Below are 16,065 nucleotides of genomic sequence, written 5' to 3' on the forward strand. Positions count from 1 at the left end.
TGGATACGTAGATAGACGTATGTCCCATTCGTCGTGAATCTGTTGATACTCCGGGCAAGCGCACAACGCGAATGTCCACAAAGGAGATCTTCGGATGAAGAAACACCTCATGCTGCTCGGCGTGGTCGTCACCATGGCCGCCTTGGCGCCCACCTCGACGGCCGCGGCGGCGACCGACTGCTCGTCGGTGTCGACGGGCTGGGCCGCGCGCGGCCCGTTCGCGGTCGCCGTCGAGACGGACGCGCCGGAAACCACCGTCTACCGCCCGGCGGGTTTGAGCGCCTGCGGCACCTACCCGGTGATCCTTTGGGGCAACGGCACCGGGACGGGGCCCATCGCCTACGACGGGCTGCTGCGCCAACTCGCCTCGCACGGGTTCATCGTCGCCGCGGCGAAAACCGCCAACGCGGGCAGCGGCCAGGAGATGCTGGCGGGCCTGGACTACCTGGCGAAGCGGAACAGCACACCCGGCGACGTCTACGCGGGCCGGGTCGACCTGACCAGGGTCGGCGCGACAGGCCACTCGCAGGGCGGCGGCGGGGCCATCGCGGCGGGCGCCGACCCCAGGGTGGACACCGTGGCGCCCATCGAGCCGGGCCCCCTCGGCGACGTGGCGAAGCTGCACGGCCCCGCGTTCTTCCTCGCCGGCCAGGACGACAACATCGTCTCGGCGAGCATGCTGGTCTACCCGCGCTACCAGCGGACCGACCAGGTCGCGGCCATCTACGGCGAGTTGGCGGCCGCGACGCACATGACCGCGACGGGCAACGGCGGCGGCTTCCGCGGCCCGGTCACCGCGTGGTTCCGAGCCCGACTGCTCGTCGACAAGCGGGCCGCCGCCGAGTTCGCGGGCGTGAACTGCGGATACTGCGCCGCGGACATCTGGTCCCGCTTCGAGCGCAACGCGAAGGCGGGCGGCTAACCGGAAACCGCGGCCCGGCGACGGATCGCACAGTGGGCGGGGTGTCGTTCCAGTCCGCGGGGAACGACACCCCGCCCCGGGCGCGCGGTCAGCTCGTCACGATGGGCAGGACCTTGAGATCCACATAAGCCTTGTGCAGGGAGGAGATCCCGCTGGGCATCGAGGTCTGGACATAGTCGGGCTGCCGGGGCGTCCGCGAAGGGCGGCGCCGGTGACCTTGTCGCTGGTCGAGAAGCTGACCGTGTCGCCGTCGGTGTGGCGTGGTGCTGGCGGTGTGCGTGACGGTCTGTTTGGCGGTGGCCTCCGCGCCGCCGGAACAACACAGCGGATCTGGCCGAAAAGCACCGCAGGCCGACGCCGATGGCGGTCAGGGCGCCACCATTGTGTCGCACGGAAAAACCCCTCTTTTGGTGGGAAATCAGACATTCACCGCGATGTGCCGATTATTTTCCGAGGCGCCCCGCGGTGTTCCCAGGCTAACTGTGGGCGACCGAATCGAAGCGATCCGCGATCGCTGAAGATCGGACTATTTCCTTCGCCGCACGAGGTACGTACCCCGCGTGGGTCACTCCGCTTCGATTACGTACGGCGAAATTGTTCGCGGCGCGTTTACCGACTGGCTCGCAGCGTCCCGCTGGGCGGTCGCCCAGGCGGCGATCTGGACCCGGTTGCCCAGCCCCAGCTTGCCGAGAATGTTCTGCACATGCGTCGTGGCCGTGCGTGGCGAGATGAACAGGGCGGTCGCGATGTCCCGGTTGGTGAGCCCCTGGGCGATCAGGCCGGTGATCTCCAGTTCGCGCTTGGTCAGTTCCGGTCTCGGCCCTGGCTGGATTCCGGTGTCTCCGGAGTGCTGGGCGAGTGCGCAGTCCCTGGCCTGCGCCGCGGTCATCGCCCGCCCCTCGCCGAACGCGACGGTGAACGGCTCCGCGCCCAAGGCCGCCCTGGTCCGGTCCAGGTGCTTGCGGTGCTGCCGGGGGAGCGCGCGCTCCGCGGCAACGCCCAGACTGGCCCAGGCCGCCGCCGCGGCGCCGAACAGGCGGGCCGCCCTGCGGTGGTCGTCCTGGCTGGACGCGACCCAGGCGAGGACTTCGAGGAAGTACGCCCGGCCGAACGGGCTGCCGATCGCCTCGGCGTCGACCAGCCCGTCCCCGGCCGCCGCGGCCGCCCGGTCGGCGTCGCCGGACAGCAGTTCCAGGGTGGCCAGCCCGAACAGGGCGACCGGGCGGTAGCCCTCGCAGCCGGACTCGCACAGCGCGGCCATCTGGTGGATCGCCGCGCGGCCGGTGCTCAGGTCGCCCGCCAGCGCGGCGGCGACCCCGTGCAGGAACAGCGGGTACACCTGCCCACGGCGCAGGCCCCGCGCGCCGAAGATTCGCGCCGCCGTCGCGGCCAGCGCGGCCGCCCGGGGGTCGCCGCGCAGCAGCGCGTGCAGGCTGCGCGCGGAGATGACGTGCGCGAGCAGCAAGTCGTCGCCGTCCTCGACCGCCGGGTCGCCCGCCTGGTCCAGCAGGGCCTGGGCGCCGTCGAGGTCGGCCTGCCAGAGGGCGTGCAGGGCGGCGGCGCACAGCGCGTACGCGCGGTCGGGGTTGTCCGGCGGGGTGGCGGCCAGCGCCCGCTCCAGCCACAGCCGCGCCTGGTGGCTCAGGCCGCGAAGCTGCCAGTACTCCGGCAGCCGCGCCGCGATGCGCAGCGCGACCGCCGACTCGCCGGGCTCGGCGAGCGCGGACTCCAGCGCGGCCCGCAGGTCCGTGTCCTCCAAGCGGAGCAGGGCGATCCAGTCCCGCTGCCGGGGGCCCGCCCACTCCGCGTCGGCCCGCGCGGTGAGCCGGTCGATCCGGTCGAGGCGCCGCCGCGCCACCCGGGCGCGGTCGCCGCTGGCCGCGAGCCGCTCCTGGCCGTAGCGGCGCAGCGGCTCCAGCATCCGGTAGCGCGCCGTGCCGCCTTCCTCGTCGGCCCGGGTGAGCACCGACTTGCCCAGCAGACTGTCGACCAGGTCCAGCACCATGTCCGCGGCCACCCCGTCGCCCGCGCACACCTCGACCGCGGCCTCCAGGCAGAAGGAGCCGCGGAACACCGAGAGCCGTGCCCACACCGCGCGCTCGGCCTCGGCGCACAGGCGGTGGCTCCAGTCGACGGCGGCCCGCAGGGTCCGGTGCCGGTCCGGCCTGCTCCGGCCGCCACCGGCCAGCACGTCGAAGCTGTCGGCGAGCCATTCGTCGATCTGCCGAGGGGACAGCACCCGCAGCCGCGCGGCGGCCAGCTCGATGGCCAGCGGCAGCCCGTCGAGCCTGCCGCACAGCCGCCCCACGTGGACCAGGTCGTCCGCGCCGATCGGGACCGACGGCGACACCGCGGCCGCCCGGTCGAGGAACAGCCGCACCGCGGCCCAGTCGGCCAGGTCGGCGCCCGCTGGCGCGTCGGGCGCGGGCGCGGGCAGGGGCCCGACCACGAGCACCCGCTCCCCGTAGACGCCCAGCGGCTCCCGGCTGGTCGCCAGCACGCGCGTCCCCGGGCAGGAGCCCAGCACGGCATCGGCGAACTCCGCGCAGGCGGCCACCAGGTGCTCGCAGTTGTCGAGCACCAGCAGCGCGCCCCGGTCGCGCAGCGCGTCGAGCACCAGGTCCAGGGTGGGGCGCGCCAGCCGCAACGCCCCCGCCACCGCCTCGGGCAGCTGGGCGGCGTCGGTCAGTCCGGCCAGCTCCACGAAGACCGGCGCGGCCCCGGGCTGGCCCCGCCAGCCGTGACAGGCTTGCCTGGCCAGCCGGGTCTTGCCCACCCCGGCCGGACCCACCAGGGTCACCAGGCCGCACTCGGCGAGCAGGAGATCGATGTCGGCCAATTCGCGCTGCCGCCCCACGAAACTGGTCAATGCGACGCGGTCCAGGCTGGCTCGATCGTGCGGCATGACCACACATTCGGTCATTCGCGGCGCGGGCGCATCGACAGAACTACGTATGCGAACCGGCCACAGTGGAGTGTCGATCATCGGCGCCGTCGCGAAATCCCGGCGCGAGATATCACCCTATTCGCACCTGCGCGGAATGGCTCCCGGCGGCCGCTCAGCCCGCCGTCAGCTTGACGAGCCCCGGCCCGCCAAGCTCGTCAAATGCCGTCCGCCGACCGCACACGGCCAGCAGCAGCGACAGCGCCGACCCGGTCACCTCCGGGCCGTCCCCGATGGACACGTCGGCGTCCGTCGCCGTCAGCCGGACGCGGGCGGTGAGCTCCCGGGCTCCGCCGAACGCGGCCGGGGTGCGGGTCTGGAGGCGCAGGGACCTGACCACGGCCTCGCCCGGGTACGCGCGGGTGAGACCGAGGGGCCGACGAATGTCCTCGCCGTGGACGATTTCCTCGACCAGTCTGCTGTCCAGCGGCGCGGGCGGGGTCGACGTCCGCGCCGCCACCGCGCGCAGCAGCGCCAGCGTCTCCCTCGGCGCCGCGCCGCGCGAGCGCGCCACCCCGCGCGCGTTCTACCGGTCGAAGTCGAACCGCGCGCGGGCGAGGCCGAGCACGAACCCGACCCGCGTCGTCCGGGCGGTGTCGACCAGGTGGGCCGCCACGTCGTGCACGGTCTACCCCGCGCACAGCGACGGCACCTCCCACCGCCGGTCATCGACACCGGCGAGGTCATCGATCAGCGCCGCACGCTCGGCGTGCACCATCGGCCAGATGTCGTCCCGCACCACTTCCCCCCCATCGCCCGCCCGCGTGAGCGGGTGCGGACAGTGTCCACCGTGGTCGCTCACGGACTCCGCCCGCGCGGTTATTTCGGGTCGAGCACGAACACCGGGATCTGCCGGTCGGTCTTCTCCTGGTACTCGGCGTAGGACGGGAAGGCCGCCACGGCCCGCTCCCACCACTGGGCCCGCTCGGCCCCGTCGACCTCGCGGGCGGCGTACTCCCTGGTCACGGTCCCGTCCTGGAGGCGGAACTCCGGGTGCGCCTTGATGTTGTAGTACCAGGTCGGGTGCCCGGCCGCGCCGCCGTTGGACGCCACCACCGCGTACCGGCCCTCGTGCTCCACCCGCATCACCGGGGTGTAGCGCAGCTTCCCGGATTTCGCGCCGCGCAGCGTCAGCAGCACCACCGGCGACCCGAGGACCTTGATCCCCTCGGTGGTCCCGGTCTCCAGGATCTTCTTGGTCTGGTCCTGCACCCAACTCGTCGGGCTGAATTCCACGGTTTGCTCAGACATGTCCACTCCGAACGCCTCCCTCGTCGCCCTTGTTCCCGGGTGGACGCCGCGCCCGGCGAAGTACGCCGAAAAAAGTTCCGGCGGGATGTCGAGAACCCGGCGGCGGCGTCGTCCCAGGACCGAACGCGGCCATAATGGGCCCGTACCGCACGAGGAGAGAACACCATGGCCAAGTACCTGCTGCTCAAGCACTACCGGGGCGCGCCCGCGGCGGTCAACGACGTGCCGATGGACCAGTGGACCCCGGACGAGGTCTCGGCCCACATCCAGTACATGAACGACTTCGCCGCCCGGCTGGAGCGCACCGGCGAGTTCGTCGACGGCCAGGCGCTGTCCCCGGAGGGCACGTTCGTCCGCTACGACGGCGAGGGGCGGCCGCCGGTCACCGACGGCCCGTTCGCGGAGACCAAGGACCTGATCGCGGGCTGGATGGTGATCGACGTCGACACCTACGAGCGGGCGGTCGAGCTCGCGGGCGAGCTGTCCGCGGCCCCGGGCGCGGGTGGCAAGCCGATCCACGAGTGGCTTGAGCTGCGCCCGTTCCTCAACGCGCACTCGACCACCACGGAGTAACCGGTGGACGAGGCCCTTCTGCGGGCGCTCACCCCCACCGTGATCGGGGTCCTCGGCCGCCGCGGAGCGGACTTCGCGGCGGCCGAGGACGCCGTGCAGGACGCCCTGGTCGAGGCCCTGCGGGTGTGGCCGGAGGACCCGCCGCGCGACCCCAAGGGCTGGCTGGTCACGGTGGCCTGGCGCAAGTTCCTCGACGCCACCCGCGCGGACGCGTCCCGGCGGCTGCGCGAGGAACGCGTCGAGGCCGAGCCCCCGCCCGGCGAGGGCGGTGCGGTGGACGACACGCTCGCGCTGTACTTCCTGTGCGCGCACCCGTCCCTGACCCCCGCCTCGGCCGTCGCGCTCACGCTGCGCGCGGTGGGCGGCCTGACCACCCGGCAGATCGCGCGGGCCTACCTGGTGCCGGAGACGACCATGGCCCAGCGGATCAGCCGGGCCAAGCGGACCGTCTCCGGCGCCCAGTTCACCCAGCCCGGCGACGTGGGCACGGTGCTGCGGGTGCTGTACCTGGTCTTCAACGAGGGCTACTCCGGCGACGTCGACCTCGCCGCCGAGGCGATCCGGCTCACCCGCCAGCTCGCGGCCAAGATCAACCATGCGGAGGTCGCGGGCCTGCTCGCGCTCATGCTGCTCCACCACGCCCGCCGACCGGCTCGCACCGACTCCGACGGCAGGCTCGTGCCGCTGGCCGAGCAGGACCGGAGCCGGTGGGACACCCGCATGATCGCTGAGGGCGTCGACGTGCTCCAGGCCGCCCTCGCCCGCGACCGCCTGGGCGAGTTCCAGGCCCAGGCCGCCATCGCCGCGCTGCACGCCGACGCCCAGACGGCCGAGGAGACCGACTGGGTGCAGATCGTCGAGTGGTACGACGAGCTGGTGCGCCTCACCGACAGCCCGGTGGCCCGCCTCAACCGGGCCGTCGCGGTCGGCGAGGCGGACGGCCCGCGAGCGGGCCTGGCCGCGTTGGCTGAACTCGACCCCGCCCTGCCCCGGCACACCGCCGTCGCCGCGTACCTGCGCGAACGCGACGGCGACCCGGCCACCGCCGCTCGCCTCTACGCCGAAGCCGCCCGAGCCGCCCCCAGCGTCCCCGAACGCGACCACCTCACCCGGCAGGCCGCCCGCCTCAACGCGCTATTGCGCGGCTGAGCCCGCTTGGCCGCGCAGCAGCCGCCAGCACAGGTAGGCGCACACGCCCATCGCCGGGGCGCCGCCCAGCAGAGTGGCGGCGATGCCGAGCGGGGTGATGTGCCCGGCCAGGTAGAGCGGCACCAGCACCGCCGTGGCGACGACGTACTTCGCCAGGAAGATCGCCGTGCACGCCTGATAGCGCCGCCGCCGCGCCGGATCTCGGCGCCAGCCGGACCGCTCGCCCCGGGCCGCCCCCAGCACCAGCCCGACCACCGGCCACCGCGCCAGCATGGACACCAGGAACACCGCGCCCCCGCCCACCTGCGTGAGCACGGCGGGAAGATAGAAGTCGACCGCCTGCCCGGTGCTCCCGGCCAGCACCGCCGAGACCCCCACGACGACCAACCCGGCCGCCGCCTGCCAGTACTTCCGGTCGGAACGCATCCGCACCACCGCGAACACCACCACACCGCCAACCGCCACCAGCGCGGACGTCAGCACCTGACCGGTCAGCAGATAGGCGACCAGGAACAGCACCCGCGACGCCGCGCCCTCGGCGACCGTCCGCCAGCCGCCCACCGCGGCGAACAGGGACAACGACTTCTGCGTTAGCAGGTGGAAGGTCACGGCCACCTCATTTCTGCGGTTGCCTGCCCGCTCATGCGCCGGCCTTCGCCGCGACGGGGGAAAAGCTGGTTCGGCATCGAGTCTTCGTACGCGTCGATCGCGTTGGGCAGGGATAACGACTTCTGGGTCAGCAGGTGGAAGGTCACGGCCACCTCATTTCTGCGGTTGCCTGCCCGCTCATGCGCTGGCCTTCGCCGTGGCGGGGGGAAAGCTGGTTCGGCGCATCGAGTCTTCGTACGTGCCGATCGCGTTGAGCAGGGATAACGACTTCTGGATTAGTAGGTGGAAGGTCACGGCGACCTCATTTCTGCGGTCGTCTGCCCGCTCATGCGCTGGCCTTCGCCGTGGCGGGGGGAAAGCTGGTTCGGCGCATCGAGTCTTCGTACGTGCCGATCGCGTCGAGCAGGTCGCGCCTGCCGCGGTGGGCGTCGACCAGGGCAGCGCAGAGGTCGTGCGCGTCCCGCATCGCCAGGTTGCCGCCGAATCCCGGGGCTGAGTGGATGGCGTCGCCGATGAGCGTCACCGGGCTGGCCTGCCACGCGGGCATCGGCGGGATCAGCCCGATCCGCAGCGCGACCGTGACCTCCGGCCACGCTCCGGCGACGACCGACCGCAGGGCCGAGGGCAGCGCCCCAGCCGCCTCCTGGGCCTGGCGCCACGCCGAGCCGGGCCGCTCCCGCGTGCTGGGCAGCGCCCACATCACATAGTCCTCGACGTCGACCGCGCTGGGACTCAGGTCGGGCAGCAACCGCCGCCGCGCGGCCGCCGGGGGCTCGGTGAACCGCAGCACCCCCAGCGCCATCGCCGTGTTGCGCACGCTGGCCGGACTGTCGCCGACTAAACCCGGCAACCCGGTGTCCGCCACGGCCCGCAGCGGGGTCGCGCCCATGAGCACGCGCCGCCCGGTGTCGACCACCCGCACGTGCGGCAAGCGTTGGCGGCGGACCGCCGAGCCGATCCCGTCCGCGCCGACCAGGACGTCCGCGGTGTCCGTGCCGCCGTCGGCGAACCACGCCCGGACCCTGCCGTCGGCGCGCCGCTCGAACCGGGTGAACTCCGACCCGAACCGGACCACGTCCGCCAGCCCGGTCAGCAACACCGCGCGCAGCAGCGGACGGTGTGCCTGCCGACCAGGCCGCGCCCGACCCGCCACCCCATCGGCGGGCCGAGAGCCGACGACGATGAGCGCTCCGTCCACTTCGGACAGGGTCAGGGTCTGCCCGCGCGGCCCGCCCATGGTGGCCTCGGCCATCGCGGCGTGCGTGGGCGGCAGACACCCCCGCAGCGCCGAGGCGCCCCGGTCATCGATGTGCAGGCTGACCCCCTGCGGGCGTCCCAGCGCCGTGTCCCGCTCGTGCACGGCGACGTCGATCCCCGCCCGGAGCAGCCCGTGCGCCAGCGTCAGGCCGCCCAGACCCGCGCCGACCACCATCACCCTCATCCCGTGGACCCCTTTCTTCACCACCCGATGAAGAACACTGTACGGCAAAACTCCACCGGGTGATGAAGTAAGCGGTGTTAGACTCCGGCGGCCATGACCGAACAGGACTCCCACCGCCGCCCCGGCCGCTGGCGGTCCGGCGCGGAGAGCAAGCAGCGAATCCTCCAGACCGCCCGCGACCTGTTCGGCCAACACGGTTACCGGGGCACGACCGTGCGCGCGATCGCCACCGCCGCCGGGGTCGACCCGGCGATGGTGTTCTACTTCTTCGGCACCAAACAGGGCCTGTTCGCCGCTGCGGCCGAGATGTCCGCCGATGTCCCGCCCGCCATCGAGTCGATCTTCACCGCGGGCCTCGACGCCATCGGCGAGCGCATCGTCCGCACCCTGCTGGAGAACGTCGACCGGTCCGACCGCACCCCCCTGGTGATGCTCACCAGATCGGCCCCCACCGACGACCGCTCCGAAACGCTGCTGCGCGAGTTCATCGACCGCGAGATCACCGACCGCGTCGCGGCGATGCTCGACACCCCCGACGCCGCCCTGCGCGCGGGCATGGTCAACGTCCAGATCCTCGGCCTCGCGGTGGCCCGCTACATCGCCCGCATCGAGCCGATCGCCTCAGCGCCAGTCGAGGAACTGGTCAGCCGGTTCGGCCCACTCGTGCAGCACTGCCTGACCGGGCCGCCCCCGCCGCCGCACACCTAGCCGCGCGGCGGTCGCCCGTGCTCGGCGGTTCGGCGCAGCAGGGCGCGGTGGGTGAGCGCGTTGACAATGCGCTGCCAGGCCGGTGACGCCTCGGAAATCCGGGAGACGACCAGCTTCAGGTAACCCGGTCGGCCTCCGGCTCGTTCGTGTTCGATCTCCCACGCGTCCAGGTCATCGATGAGCCGGTCAAGGCGCGGGTCGTGCGGCTCCCAGTCGACCGCCTGATCGCAGGCGAGATACAGGCGCGTCGTCTCGGGCTCGTCCAGGCTGGCGTTCTTCTCCCGCACCCGCTCCGGCACGGCGCTCGGATCCAGTGCCCGCAGCAGAATCCACGAGTCGCGTTCGAGCAGCACCCGGCGCTCGCTGACGCCGAGACCGCGCATCCGGTCCAGGACGGCGACCACTTCGGGCGGCAGGAAAAGCCGTTCGCCACCAGCCAGCTCGGCGATCCGGTCGCGGTATTCGGTGAGCTGGTCGATCTTGCGCCGCAGGTCGGCGTCGATGTCGGCGATGGCCGAGGCGAACTCGGCGGGCTGGGCGTGCAGCAGCGCGTCGATCCGGGCCAGCGGAACACCGGCGTCGGCGAGGGTCTTGATCCGGATGAGGTCCACCGCGGCCCGCGCGCTGTAGCGGCGGTAACCGGAGGCGTCGCGCTCGGGCTCGGGCAGCAGGCCGACGTGGTGGTAGTGGCGGACGGCGCGCACGGTCACGCCCGCCGCCGCCGCGAGCTGGCTGATCGTGAGCACCGTCCGCCTCTTGGCCTGGGGAAACATAGTTGCCCCCGAGTCTAGGGACGAGCCACCCGGTCCACGACGTCGCGAACCGCTTGGACCACGGCGTCGGGTCGGTCGAAGCAGAGCCGGTGGTGGAGGGTGTCGGTAAGGACGCGCTGTTCCCCGCGCGAGACCGCGCTCACCAGGGCCGCGTCCATTCTCAGCCGGCCTTCCCGCAGCTCGCGCGAGGTCAGCGCGTCCTGGGCGGGATCGGCGCCCACCACACTGAGAACGACCACCGGAACGTCCGGAATGCCCGGCCCGCCCCGCAACTCGGCGGCGATTTCGGCCAACCGGCCGCGCTCGGCGACCCCGGCCCGAACCCAGTCGTCGCGCTCATGGGCGTCGATCAGCGGCTGCCGCACCTGCTCCGGGTAGCCCGCGAGCAACTCGCGGCGCATCTCCCGCAGTCGCCGAACCTGTTCCGCGCTCGGCGGCGGCATCCGCTCCAACGCCGCAAGGCCCAGCGCGGGCGGCAGGAAGTCGTCCCAGTCCCGGTGCAGGCCATCCAGCCAGACCAGCCCCGTCACGTCCGCGGGAAACAACTGCGCGAACCGGTGCGCGTAGAAGGCCCCCAGGGAATGCGGAACAAGAACGTACGGGCCCGCCAGACCCTGCCCCCGCAACACGTCCCGCAACTCGGCGGCGACCGCGCGCGCGGTGCGCGGCAGGGGGAGCGGATCGCTGTAGCCGGTGCCGCCGCGGTCGTACACCACGGCGGTGGTGAACTCCGAAACCCCTTCCGCCACACCAAAATAGTCCAACCCGACCGCCCCAGCCCCCGGCAAGAACACGACTACAGGTCCACCGCTGCCCGACCGGCGCACGTAAACACGGCGCCCGTCGATCTCCTGAAACCCACCGACCGGCGGCACGGGCCGAGTCGGGATAGCGCTGTTGTCCGTCACCCGGCCAGCCTCCAACCCTGACGCAGGGTCAAGGTCAACCCCACGCCGTCCGAGGGGGAATAGCGGCGGTCCAGCTCGTGTTTGAGGGTTCAACTACCTTGAGGGAGCTGGACATGGGCTACGAGATTCTGGGCACGCGGCAGGAGCCGACCTTCGGGCTGGACACCTTCGGCGAGGTCGCCGACGGCGCGGACGGGCAGCCGGTCAGCCAGGCGGAAGCGATCCGCCAGGTGGTGGCCGAAGGGGTGCTCGCCGACCAGGTGGGGGTGGACTACTTCGGCGTGGGGGAGCACCACCGGGCGGAGATGGCGGTGTCGTCGCCGGATGTGGTGCTGGCCGCGATCGCGGGGCGGACCGGGCGGATTCGGCTGGGCACCGGGGTGACGGTGCTGAGCTCGGACGACCCGGTCCGGGTGTACGAGCGGTTCGCCACGTTGGACGCGGTGTCTGGTGGGCGCGCCGAGGTCACCCTGGGGCGGGGCTCGTTCACCGAGTCGTTCCCGCTGTTCGGGCACTCGCTCGCCGACTACGACGTGCTGTTCGCCGAGAAGCTGGACCTGTTCACGCACCTGCAGGAGGAGAAGCCCGTCACCTGGACCGGCACCGTGCGGCCGCCGCTGGAGCAGGCGCAGGCGTACCCGGTCACCGAGTCCGGCCGCCTGCCCGCCTGGGTCGGCGTCGGCGGCACACCGCAATCCGTGGTGCGGGCAGCCGCGTACGGGCTGCCGCTGGTGCTGGCGGTCATCGGCGGGTCCCCGCAGCGGTTCGTCCCGCTGGCCGAGCTGTACCGGCGGGCGCTGACCGAGGCGGGGCGCCCGGAGCTGCCGGTCGCCATGCACAGCCCCGGGCACATCGCCGAGACCGACGAACTCGCCGTGGCCCAGCACTTCCCGCACCACCAGGCCGCCTTCGCCAAGATCGGCGCCGAGCGCGGCTGGGGCCCGATGTCCCGCGCCGACTACGACGCGATGGCCGGACCGGGCGGCGCGCTGTTCGTCGGCTCCCCGGAGACCGTCGCCCAGAAGATCGCCTGGGCCACGCGCACCCTCGGCCTGTCCCGCTTCCAACTCAAATACAGCACCGGAGCCCTGCCCCACGACCAGCGCCTCAACTCGATCCGCCTCTACGGCGAACAGGTCGTGCCCCGCGTCCGACAACTGCTCGCCACGTGAGTTTGTGGTGAGCCTGCGGAAGAGAGAGCCGTCGTCCGGTCACCAGCCGCGTGCCGGACTCGGCCTCCCGCGCTCCACGATACGAGCGGGCGCAAGCCCGGAAACGCGGTCGTCAGCGGAATGAGATCGCCTGTTTGACCTGCTCGCTGGTGTTGGTGTCATGGGCGATGATCTCGCAGCCGCCGTCGGTTTTGCAGTCGTAGGTTTCGGCTCCCCACGTCAAGTTCCGGTACACCGTCGCGGTGGCGGAGGCGTTTCCGTTGGCGTCGATGACCGGGTAGCCGATGATGTAGCAGCTCCCGCTCACGGTGCATTCGAGCAGCAGCGCCTGGGCGGTGGGCGTCATGCCGGTGACCGCGATGTCGACTCGCTGCTCCTCGGCGAGGTTTGTCGTCGGTGTCACCGTCAGCGTGGCTGCGGTCGGCTGTGCTGCGGCCGTGCCGCCAGACAGCACCGCGCCCGCCACGGAAACCGCGGCGAGGACCATCAGCTTGGTGGATGTCATGTGATTTCCCCTCGTAGTCAGCACCGGTGTCGGTCTTCTCCGACCAGGCCGGTGCGAACTGTTTATGCTGGTTCGGTTGTCAGGCACCGCGAACCGGGCGGCCTGACAGCACGATGCTGACAACGGCGTCTGGCTCTGGGGGAGTTGATCGTCGGTGCCGCGTGCGGAGAAGGCGCTTGTCCGCGACGGCTCGCCGCTGGTGGAGTTCGCGGCCGACCTGCGGCTGTTGCGGTCGAAGGCGGGCACGCCCTCCTACCGCGAGATGGGCAGGATCGCGCACTACTCGGCGACGACGCTGTCCGAGGCGGCGGCTGGGCGGAAGCTGCCCAGCCGGGAGGTCGCGCTCGCCTACGTTCGCGCGTGCCAGGGCGACGAGGCCGAGTGGGACGACCGGTGGCGGGCCGTGGCGGCCGAGGTCAACGGGCGCTCCGTCGTGGCCGAGCCGGTCGAGCACCCGGCCGGGGCGCCCTACATCGGGCTGCGCGCGTTCGGTCCGGACGACGCGCACTTGTTCTTCGGTCGGGAGCGGCTGGTCGCCGAGGTCGTCGGCGGGCTGGAGCGCCTGCGGCTGGTGCTGTTGTTCGGCGCGTCCGGCTCGGGCAAGTCCTCGGTGCTGCGCGCGGGGGTGGCGCCCGCGCTCGCCGCGGCGGGCGCGGCGGTCGTGTCGATCACGCCGGGGCGGCATCCCGTCGAGCGCTGCGCGGTGCGGCTGGCGGCGCTGCTGGGCAGCACCCCCGGCGCGGTGATGGACGAGTGGCGGCGCGACGACCGCGGGCTGCACCGGCTGGTCTGCCAGGCGCTGGCCGAGCGCGACACCTCGATGGTGATCGTGGTCGACCAGTTCGAGGAGGTCTTCACCCTCTGCGCCGACGAGGACGAGCGCGCCCGGTTCGTCGCCGCGCTCACCACCGCGGCGAACACCCCGGACAGCCGGTGCCGCGTGGTGCTCGGCGTGCGGTCGGACTTCTTCGCGCACTGCTCGGCGTTCCCGGAACTGCTGGCGGCCATGCCGGACGGCCAGGTCGTCGCCGGGCCGATGAGCGCCGACGAGGTGCGCCGGGCCGTGGTAGAGCCCGCCAGACTGATGCGCTGCACCGTGGAGAACGCGCTGGTCGCGGACCTGATCGCGCAGGCGTACGGGCGGGCGGGGGTGTTGCCGCTGCTGTCGCACGTGCTCTCGCGGGTGTGGCGCGGCCGCAGCGGGAACCGGCTCACCCTCAGCGCCTACCAGGCCGCGGGCGGGCTCGACGGCGCGCTGAGCCGCACCGCGGAGGACGTGTTCACCGGCCTGGATGACGCGCAACGGCGGGCGGCCAGGGCGATGTTCGGCAGGCTGGTCGCGCTCGGCGAGGGCACCGAGGACACCAAGCGACGGCTGGAGGTCGCCGAACTCGGCGACGACCCGGACATGGCGGTCGCGCTGGAGGCGTTCACCGCGGCGCGGCTGCTGGCCAGGGACCGGGACGGGGTGGAGATCGCCCACGAGGCGCTGATCCGGGCGTGGCCCCGGTTGCACGGCTGGCTGCGCGAGGACCGGGACAGCCTGCGCCTGCACCGCCAGCTCACCGACGCCACCGACGAGTGGGATTCGCTCGGCCGGGACGCGGGCGCGCTGTACCGGGGCGCCCGGCTGGCCCTGGCCCTGGACTGGGCGCGCCGGGACGGCGCCGCGCTCAACGCCCGCGAACGGCGGTTCCTCCACGCCAGCCAGGCCGCCGAGGCCAGCGGCGCCCGCAGGCTGCGCAGGTTGGTCGCGCTGCTCAGTGTCGTGTCGCTGCTCGCGGTGACCACCACGGCGTTCGCGGTGTGGGCGGAGCGGACCGCCGCGGCGCAGCGCAACACCAGCCGTGCCGAGATCGTGGCGGGCCAGGCCATCGCGCTGCGGCCGGCCAACCCGGACCTCGCGGTCCAGCTCGGCCTGGCCGCCTATCGGCTGGCCCCCTCCGCCCAGACCCGCGACGGCCTGCTGGGCACGCTGCCGCTGTCGGAGGTGAGCCACGCCAGTGAGGTCATCGCGATCGCGCTGAGCCCGGACGGCGCGACCCTGGCCACCGGCAGCGACGACGGGATCGTCCGGTTGTGGGACATCGCCGATCCCAGGAACCCAACGCTCACCGCCACCCTGACCGGGCACACCCAGTCGGTGACCTCGGTGGCGTTCAGCCGGGACGGCCGCATTCTGGCCACCGCGAGCGACGACCGGACCGTGCGGCTGTGGGACGTCGGCGCCCGCGGGCACCCGCCGCTGTCCGTGCTGAGCGGCCACTCGGAGGCGGTCGCCTCGGTGGCGTTCAGCCGGGACGGCCGCGCCCTGGCCACCGCGAGCCATGACCGCACCGTGCGGCTCTGGGACGTCGCCGATCCCCGCCTGCCCACCTCGCTGACCACGCTGTCGGGCTTCGCAGAAGCGATGTACGAGGCCGTTTTCAGCCCGGACGGCCGAACCCTGGCACTGGCGGGCGACGAGTCCGTCATCCAGCTCTGGGACGTCGCCGATCCCGCCCGGCCTGCGGCGCTGGCCACCATCACCGGCCACGAGCAGGGCGTGCACTCGCTGGCGTTCAGCCCGGACAGCCGCACCCTGGCCTCGGGCAGCGACGACCGCACGATCCGGCTGTGGGACATCGGCGACCCCCGCCGCCCCGCGCACCTGGCCACCCGCACCGGCCACAGTGACGGCGTGTACGCGGTGGCGTTCAGCCCGGACGGCCGCACGCTGGCCTCCGCGGGCGACGACCGCACCGTGCGGCTGTGGGACGCTGCCGATCCCCGCCTGCTGACCGCCCGGCTCACCCTGTTCACCCACACCGACGCGGTGGAGACGCTGGTCTTCAGTCCGGACGGGCAGACGCTGGTCACCGGAAGCTGGGACAGCACGGCCCGGCTGCTCGACACCGACGCCGACCGGGCCATCGCGCACGCGTGCGACCGCGTCCGGCACACCGTCACCGAAGGCGAGTGGGAGCAGTACTTCCCGGGCCTGCCCTACGACCCGCCCTGCCCTCGCTGACGCCCTGCCACCCGTTGTCCGGACTGTGTTGTCAGGGGCCCAGAACCCCGGCGCCTGACAACCCGAACGGTCTACACAGGTCGTGCTGGTGTCCCGATGA

The 16,065-nt window shown here is 72.7% G+C and carries 16 protein-coding genes; 7 read left to right on the plus strand and 9 right to left on the minus strand.

The features are described from left to right. Positions 1-94: 94 nt before the first annotated feature. Positions 95-922, plus strand: a complete 828-nt coding sequence (locus ACZ6SD_RS06705) for a poly(ethylene terephthalate) hydrolase family protein (protein WP_465315932.1) — start codon at positions 95-97, stop codon at positions 920-922. Between the two features lie 260 nt (positions 923-1,182). Further along, positions 1,183-1,440: a hypothetical protein gene (locus ACZ6SD_RS06710; protein WP_465315933.1), complete on the plus strand. Its 258-nt coding sequence runs from the start codon at positions 1,183-1,185 to the stop codon at positions 1,438-1,440. Between the two features lie 47 nt (positions 1,441-1,487). Here the strand turns inward: ACZ6SD_RS06710 and ACZ6SD_RS06715 are convergent, their stop codons facing one another. The 3 genes from ACZ6SD_RS06715 to ACZ6SD_RS06725 all read right to left on the minus strand — a co-directional run bounded on the left by ACZ6SD_RS06715 (position 1,488) and on the right by ACZ6SD_RS06725 (position 5,117). After that, positions 1,488-3,827 (minus strand): ATP-binding protein, encoded by a 2,340-nt coding sequence (locus ACZ6SD_RS06715; protein ID WP_465315934.1) that lies wholly within the window; start codon positions 3,825-3,827, stop codon positions 1,488-1,490. A 154-nt stretch (positions 3,828-3,981) separates the two neighbouring features. Then, positions 3,982-4,380, minus strand: coding sequence for a maleylpyruvate isomerase mycothiol-dependent enzyme family protein (locus ACZ6SD_RS06720; RefSeq protein WP_465315935.1), 399 nt, complete (start codon positions 4,378-4,380; stop codon positions 3,982-3,984). Between the two features lie 305 nt (positions 4,381-4,685). Next, a complete protein-coding gene (locus ACZ6SD_RS06725) occupies positions 4,686-5,117 on the minus strand; it encodes a nitroreductase family deazaflavin-dependent oxidoreductase (protein WP_465315936.1) in 432 nt (143 codons plus the stop codon). Between the two features lie 165 nt (positions 5,118-5,282). On the opposite strand from ACZ6SD_RS06725, the gene ACZ6SD_RS06730 reads away from it, so the two are divergent. Both ACZ6SD_RS06730 and ACZ6SD_RS06735 read left to right on the plus strand, forming a co-directional pair. Continuing rightward, positions 5,283-5,690, plus strand: coding sequence for a YciI family protein (locus ACZ6SD_RS06730; RefSeq protein ID WP_465315937.1), 408 nt, complete (start codon positions 5,283-5,285; stop codon positions 5,688-5,690). 3 nt (positions 5,691-5,693) lie between these two features. Then, a complete protein-coding gene (locus ACZ6SD_RS06735) occupies positions 5,694-6,839 on the plus strand; it encodes an RNA polymerase sigma factor (RefSeq protein ID WP_465315938.1) in 1,146 nt (381 codons plus the stop codon). Here ACZ6SD_RS06735 and ACZ6SD_RS06740 read toward each other — a convergent pair. The 3 genes from ACZ6SD_RS06740 to ACZ6SD_RS06750 all read right to left on the minus strand — a co-directional run bounded on the left by ACZ6SD_RS06740 (position 6,825) and on the right by ACZ6SD_RS06750 (position 8,889). Continuing rightward, complete coding sequence (locus tag ACZ6SD_RS06740) at positions 6,825-7,448, minus strand: DUF3159 domain-containing protein (RefSeq protein ID WP_465315939.1); 624 nt, start codon at positions 7,446-7,448, stop codon at positions 6,825-6,827. The two genes, ACZ6SD_RS06735 and ACZ6SD_RS06740, sit on opposite strands and share 15 nt — an antisense overlap. Continuing rightward, positions 7,445-7,594: a hypothetical protein gene (locus ACZ6SD_RS06745; protein WP_465315940.1), complete on the minus strand. Its 150-nt coding sequence runs from the start codon at positions 7,592-7,594 to the stop codon at positions 7,445-7,447. The genes ACZ6SD_RS06740 and ACZ6SD_RS06745 overlap by 4 nt, the downstream gene beginning before the upstream one ends. A 179-nt stretch (positions 7,595-7,773) precedes the next feature. Next, positions 7,774-8,889 carry an FAD-dependent oxidoreductase gene (locus ACZ6SD_RS06750; protein ID WP_465315941.1) on the minus strand — a complete coding sequence of 372 codons (1,116 nt, stop codon included), beginning with the start codon at positions 8,887-8,889 and terminating at the stop codon, positions 7,774-7,776. Between the two features lie 93 nt (positions 8,890-8,982). Here ACZ6SD_RS06750 and ACZ6SD_RS06755 point away from each other — a divergent pair, with 93 nt between their 5' ends. Next, positions 8,983-9,597, plus strand: coding sequence for a TetR/AcrR family transcriptional regulator (locus tag ACZ6SD_RS06755; protein ID WP_465315942.1), 615 nt, complete (start codon positions 8,983-8,985; stop codon positions 9,595-9,597). On the opposite strand, the gene ACZ6SD_RS06760 is transcribed toward ACZ6SD_RS06755, so the two are convergent. Both ACZ6SD_RS06760 and ACZ6SD_RS06765 read right to left on the minus strand, forming a co-directional pair. Further along, positions 9,594-10,343 carry a MerR family transcriptional regulator gene (locus ACZ6SD_RS06760; protein ID WP_465315943.1) on the minus strand — a complete coding sequence of 250 codons (750 nt, stop codon included), beginning with the start codon at positions 10,341-10,343 and terminating at the stop codon, positions 9,594-9,596. The two genes, ACZ6SD_RS06755 and ACZ6SD_RS06760, sit on opposite strands and share 4 nt — an antisense overlap. Before the next feature lie 41 nt (positions 10,344-10,384). Next, positions 10,385-11,278, minus strand: coding sequence for an alpha/beta fold hydrolase (locus ACZ6SD_RS06765; protein ID WP_465315944.1), 894 nt, complete (start codon positions 11,276-11,278; stop codon positions 10,385-10,387). Positions 11,279-11,391: 113 nt separating this feature from the next. Here ACZ6SD_RS06765 and ACZ6SD_RS06770 point away from each other — a divergent pair, with 113 nt between their 5' ends. Next, positions 11,392-12,450, plus strand: coding sequence for an LLM class flavin-dependent oxidoreductase (locus ACZ6SD_RS06770; RefSeq protein ID WP_465315945.1), 1,059 nt, complete (start codon positions 11,392-11,394; stop codon positions 12,448-12,450). 112 nt (positions 12,451-12,562) lie between these two features. Here ACZ6SD_RS06770 and ACZ6SD_RS06775 read toward each other — a convergent pair whose 3' ends face one another. After that, a complete protein-coding gene (locus ACZ6SD_RS06775; protein ID WP_465315946.1) occupies positions 12,563-12,955 on the minus strand; it encodes a neocarzinostatin apoprotein domain-containing protein in 393 nt (130 codons plus the stop codon). A 154-nt stretch (positions 12,956-13,109) separates the two neighbouring features. Between ACZ6SD_RS06775 and ACZ6SD_RS06780 the strand changes: the two genes are divergently transcribed. Then, the gene (locus tag ACZ6SD_RS06780) at positions 13,110-15,965 is read left to right on the plus strand and encodes a WD40 repeat domain-containing protein (RefSeq protein ID WP_465315947.1); all 2,856 of its coding nucleotides are present in this window, start codon (positions 13,110-13,112) and stop codon (positions 15,963-15,965) included. The last annotated feature ends 100 nt before the right edge of the window (positions 15,966-16,065 follow it).

The sequence above is a fragment of the Actinokineospora sp. NPDC051303 genome (genome assembly GCF_055586285.1).

Coding starts and splice junctions, on each gene's coding strand:
- ACZ6SD_RS06705 (WP_465315932.1), top strand. CDS start 95: ATGAAGAAACACCTCATGCTGCTCGGCGTGGTCGTCACCATGGCCGCC.
- ACZ6SD_RS06715 (WP_465315934.1), bottom strand. CDS start 3,827: ATGCCGCACGATCGAGCCAGCCTGGACCGCGTCGCATTGACCAGTTTC.
- ACZ6SD_RS06725 (WP_465315936.1), bottom strand. CDS start 5,117: ATGTCTGAGCAAACCGTGGAATTCAGCCCGACGAGTTGGGTGCAGGAC.
- ACZ6SD_RS06730 (WP_465315937.1), top strand. CDS start 5,283: ATGGCCAAGTACCTGCTGCTCAAGCACTACCGGGGCGCGCCCGCGGCG.
- ACZ6SD_RS06750 (WP_465315941.1), bottom strand. CDS start 8,889: ATGAGGGTGATGGTGGTCGGCGCGGGTCTGGGCGGCCTGACGCTGGCG.
- ACZ6SD_RS06755 (WP_465315942.1), top strand. CDS start 8,983: ATGACCGAACAGGACTCCCACCGCCGCCCCGGCCGCTGGCGGTCCGGC.
- ACZ6SD_RS06770 (WP_465315945.1), top strand. CDS start 11,392: ATGGGCTACGAGATTCTGGGCACGCGGCAGGAGCCGACCTTCGGGCTG.
- ACZ6SD_RS06775 (WP_465315946.1), bottom strand. CDS start 12,955: ATGACATCCACCAAGCTGATGGTCCTCGCCGCGGTTTCCGTGGCGGGC.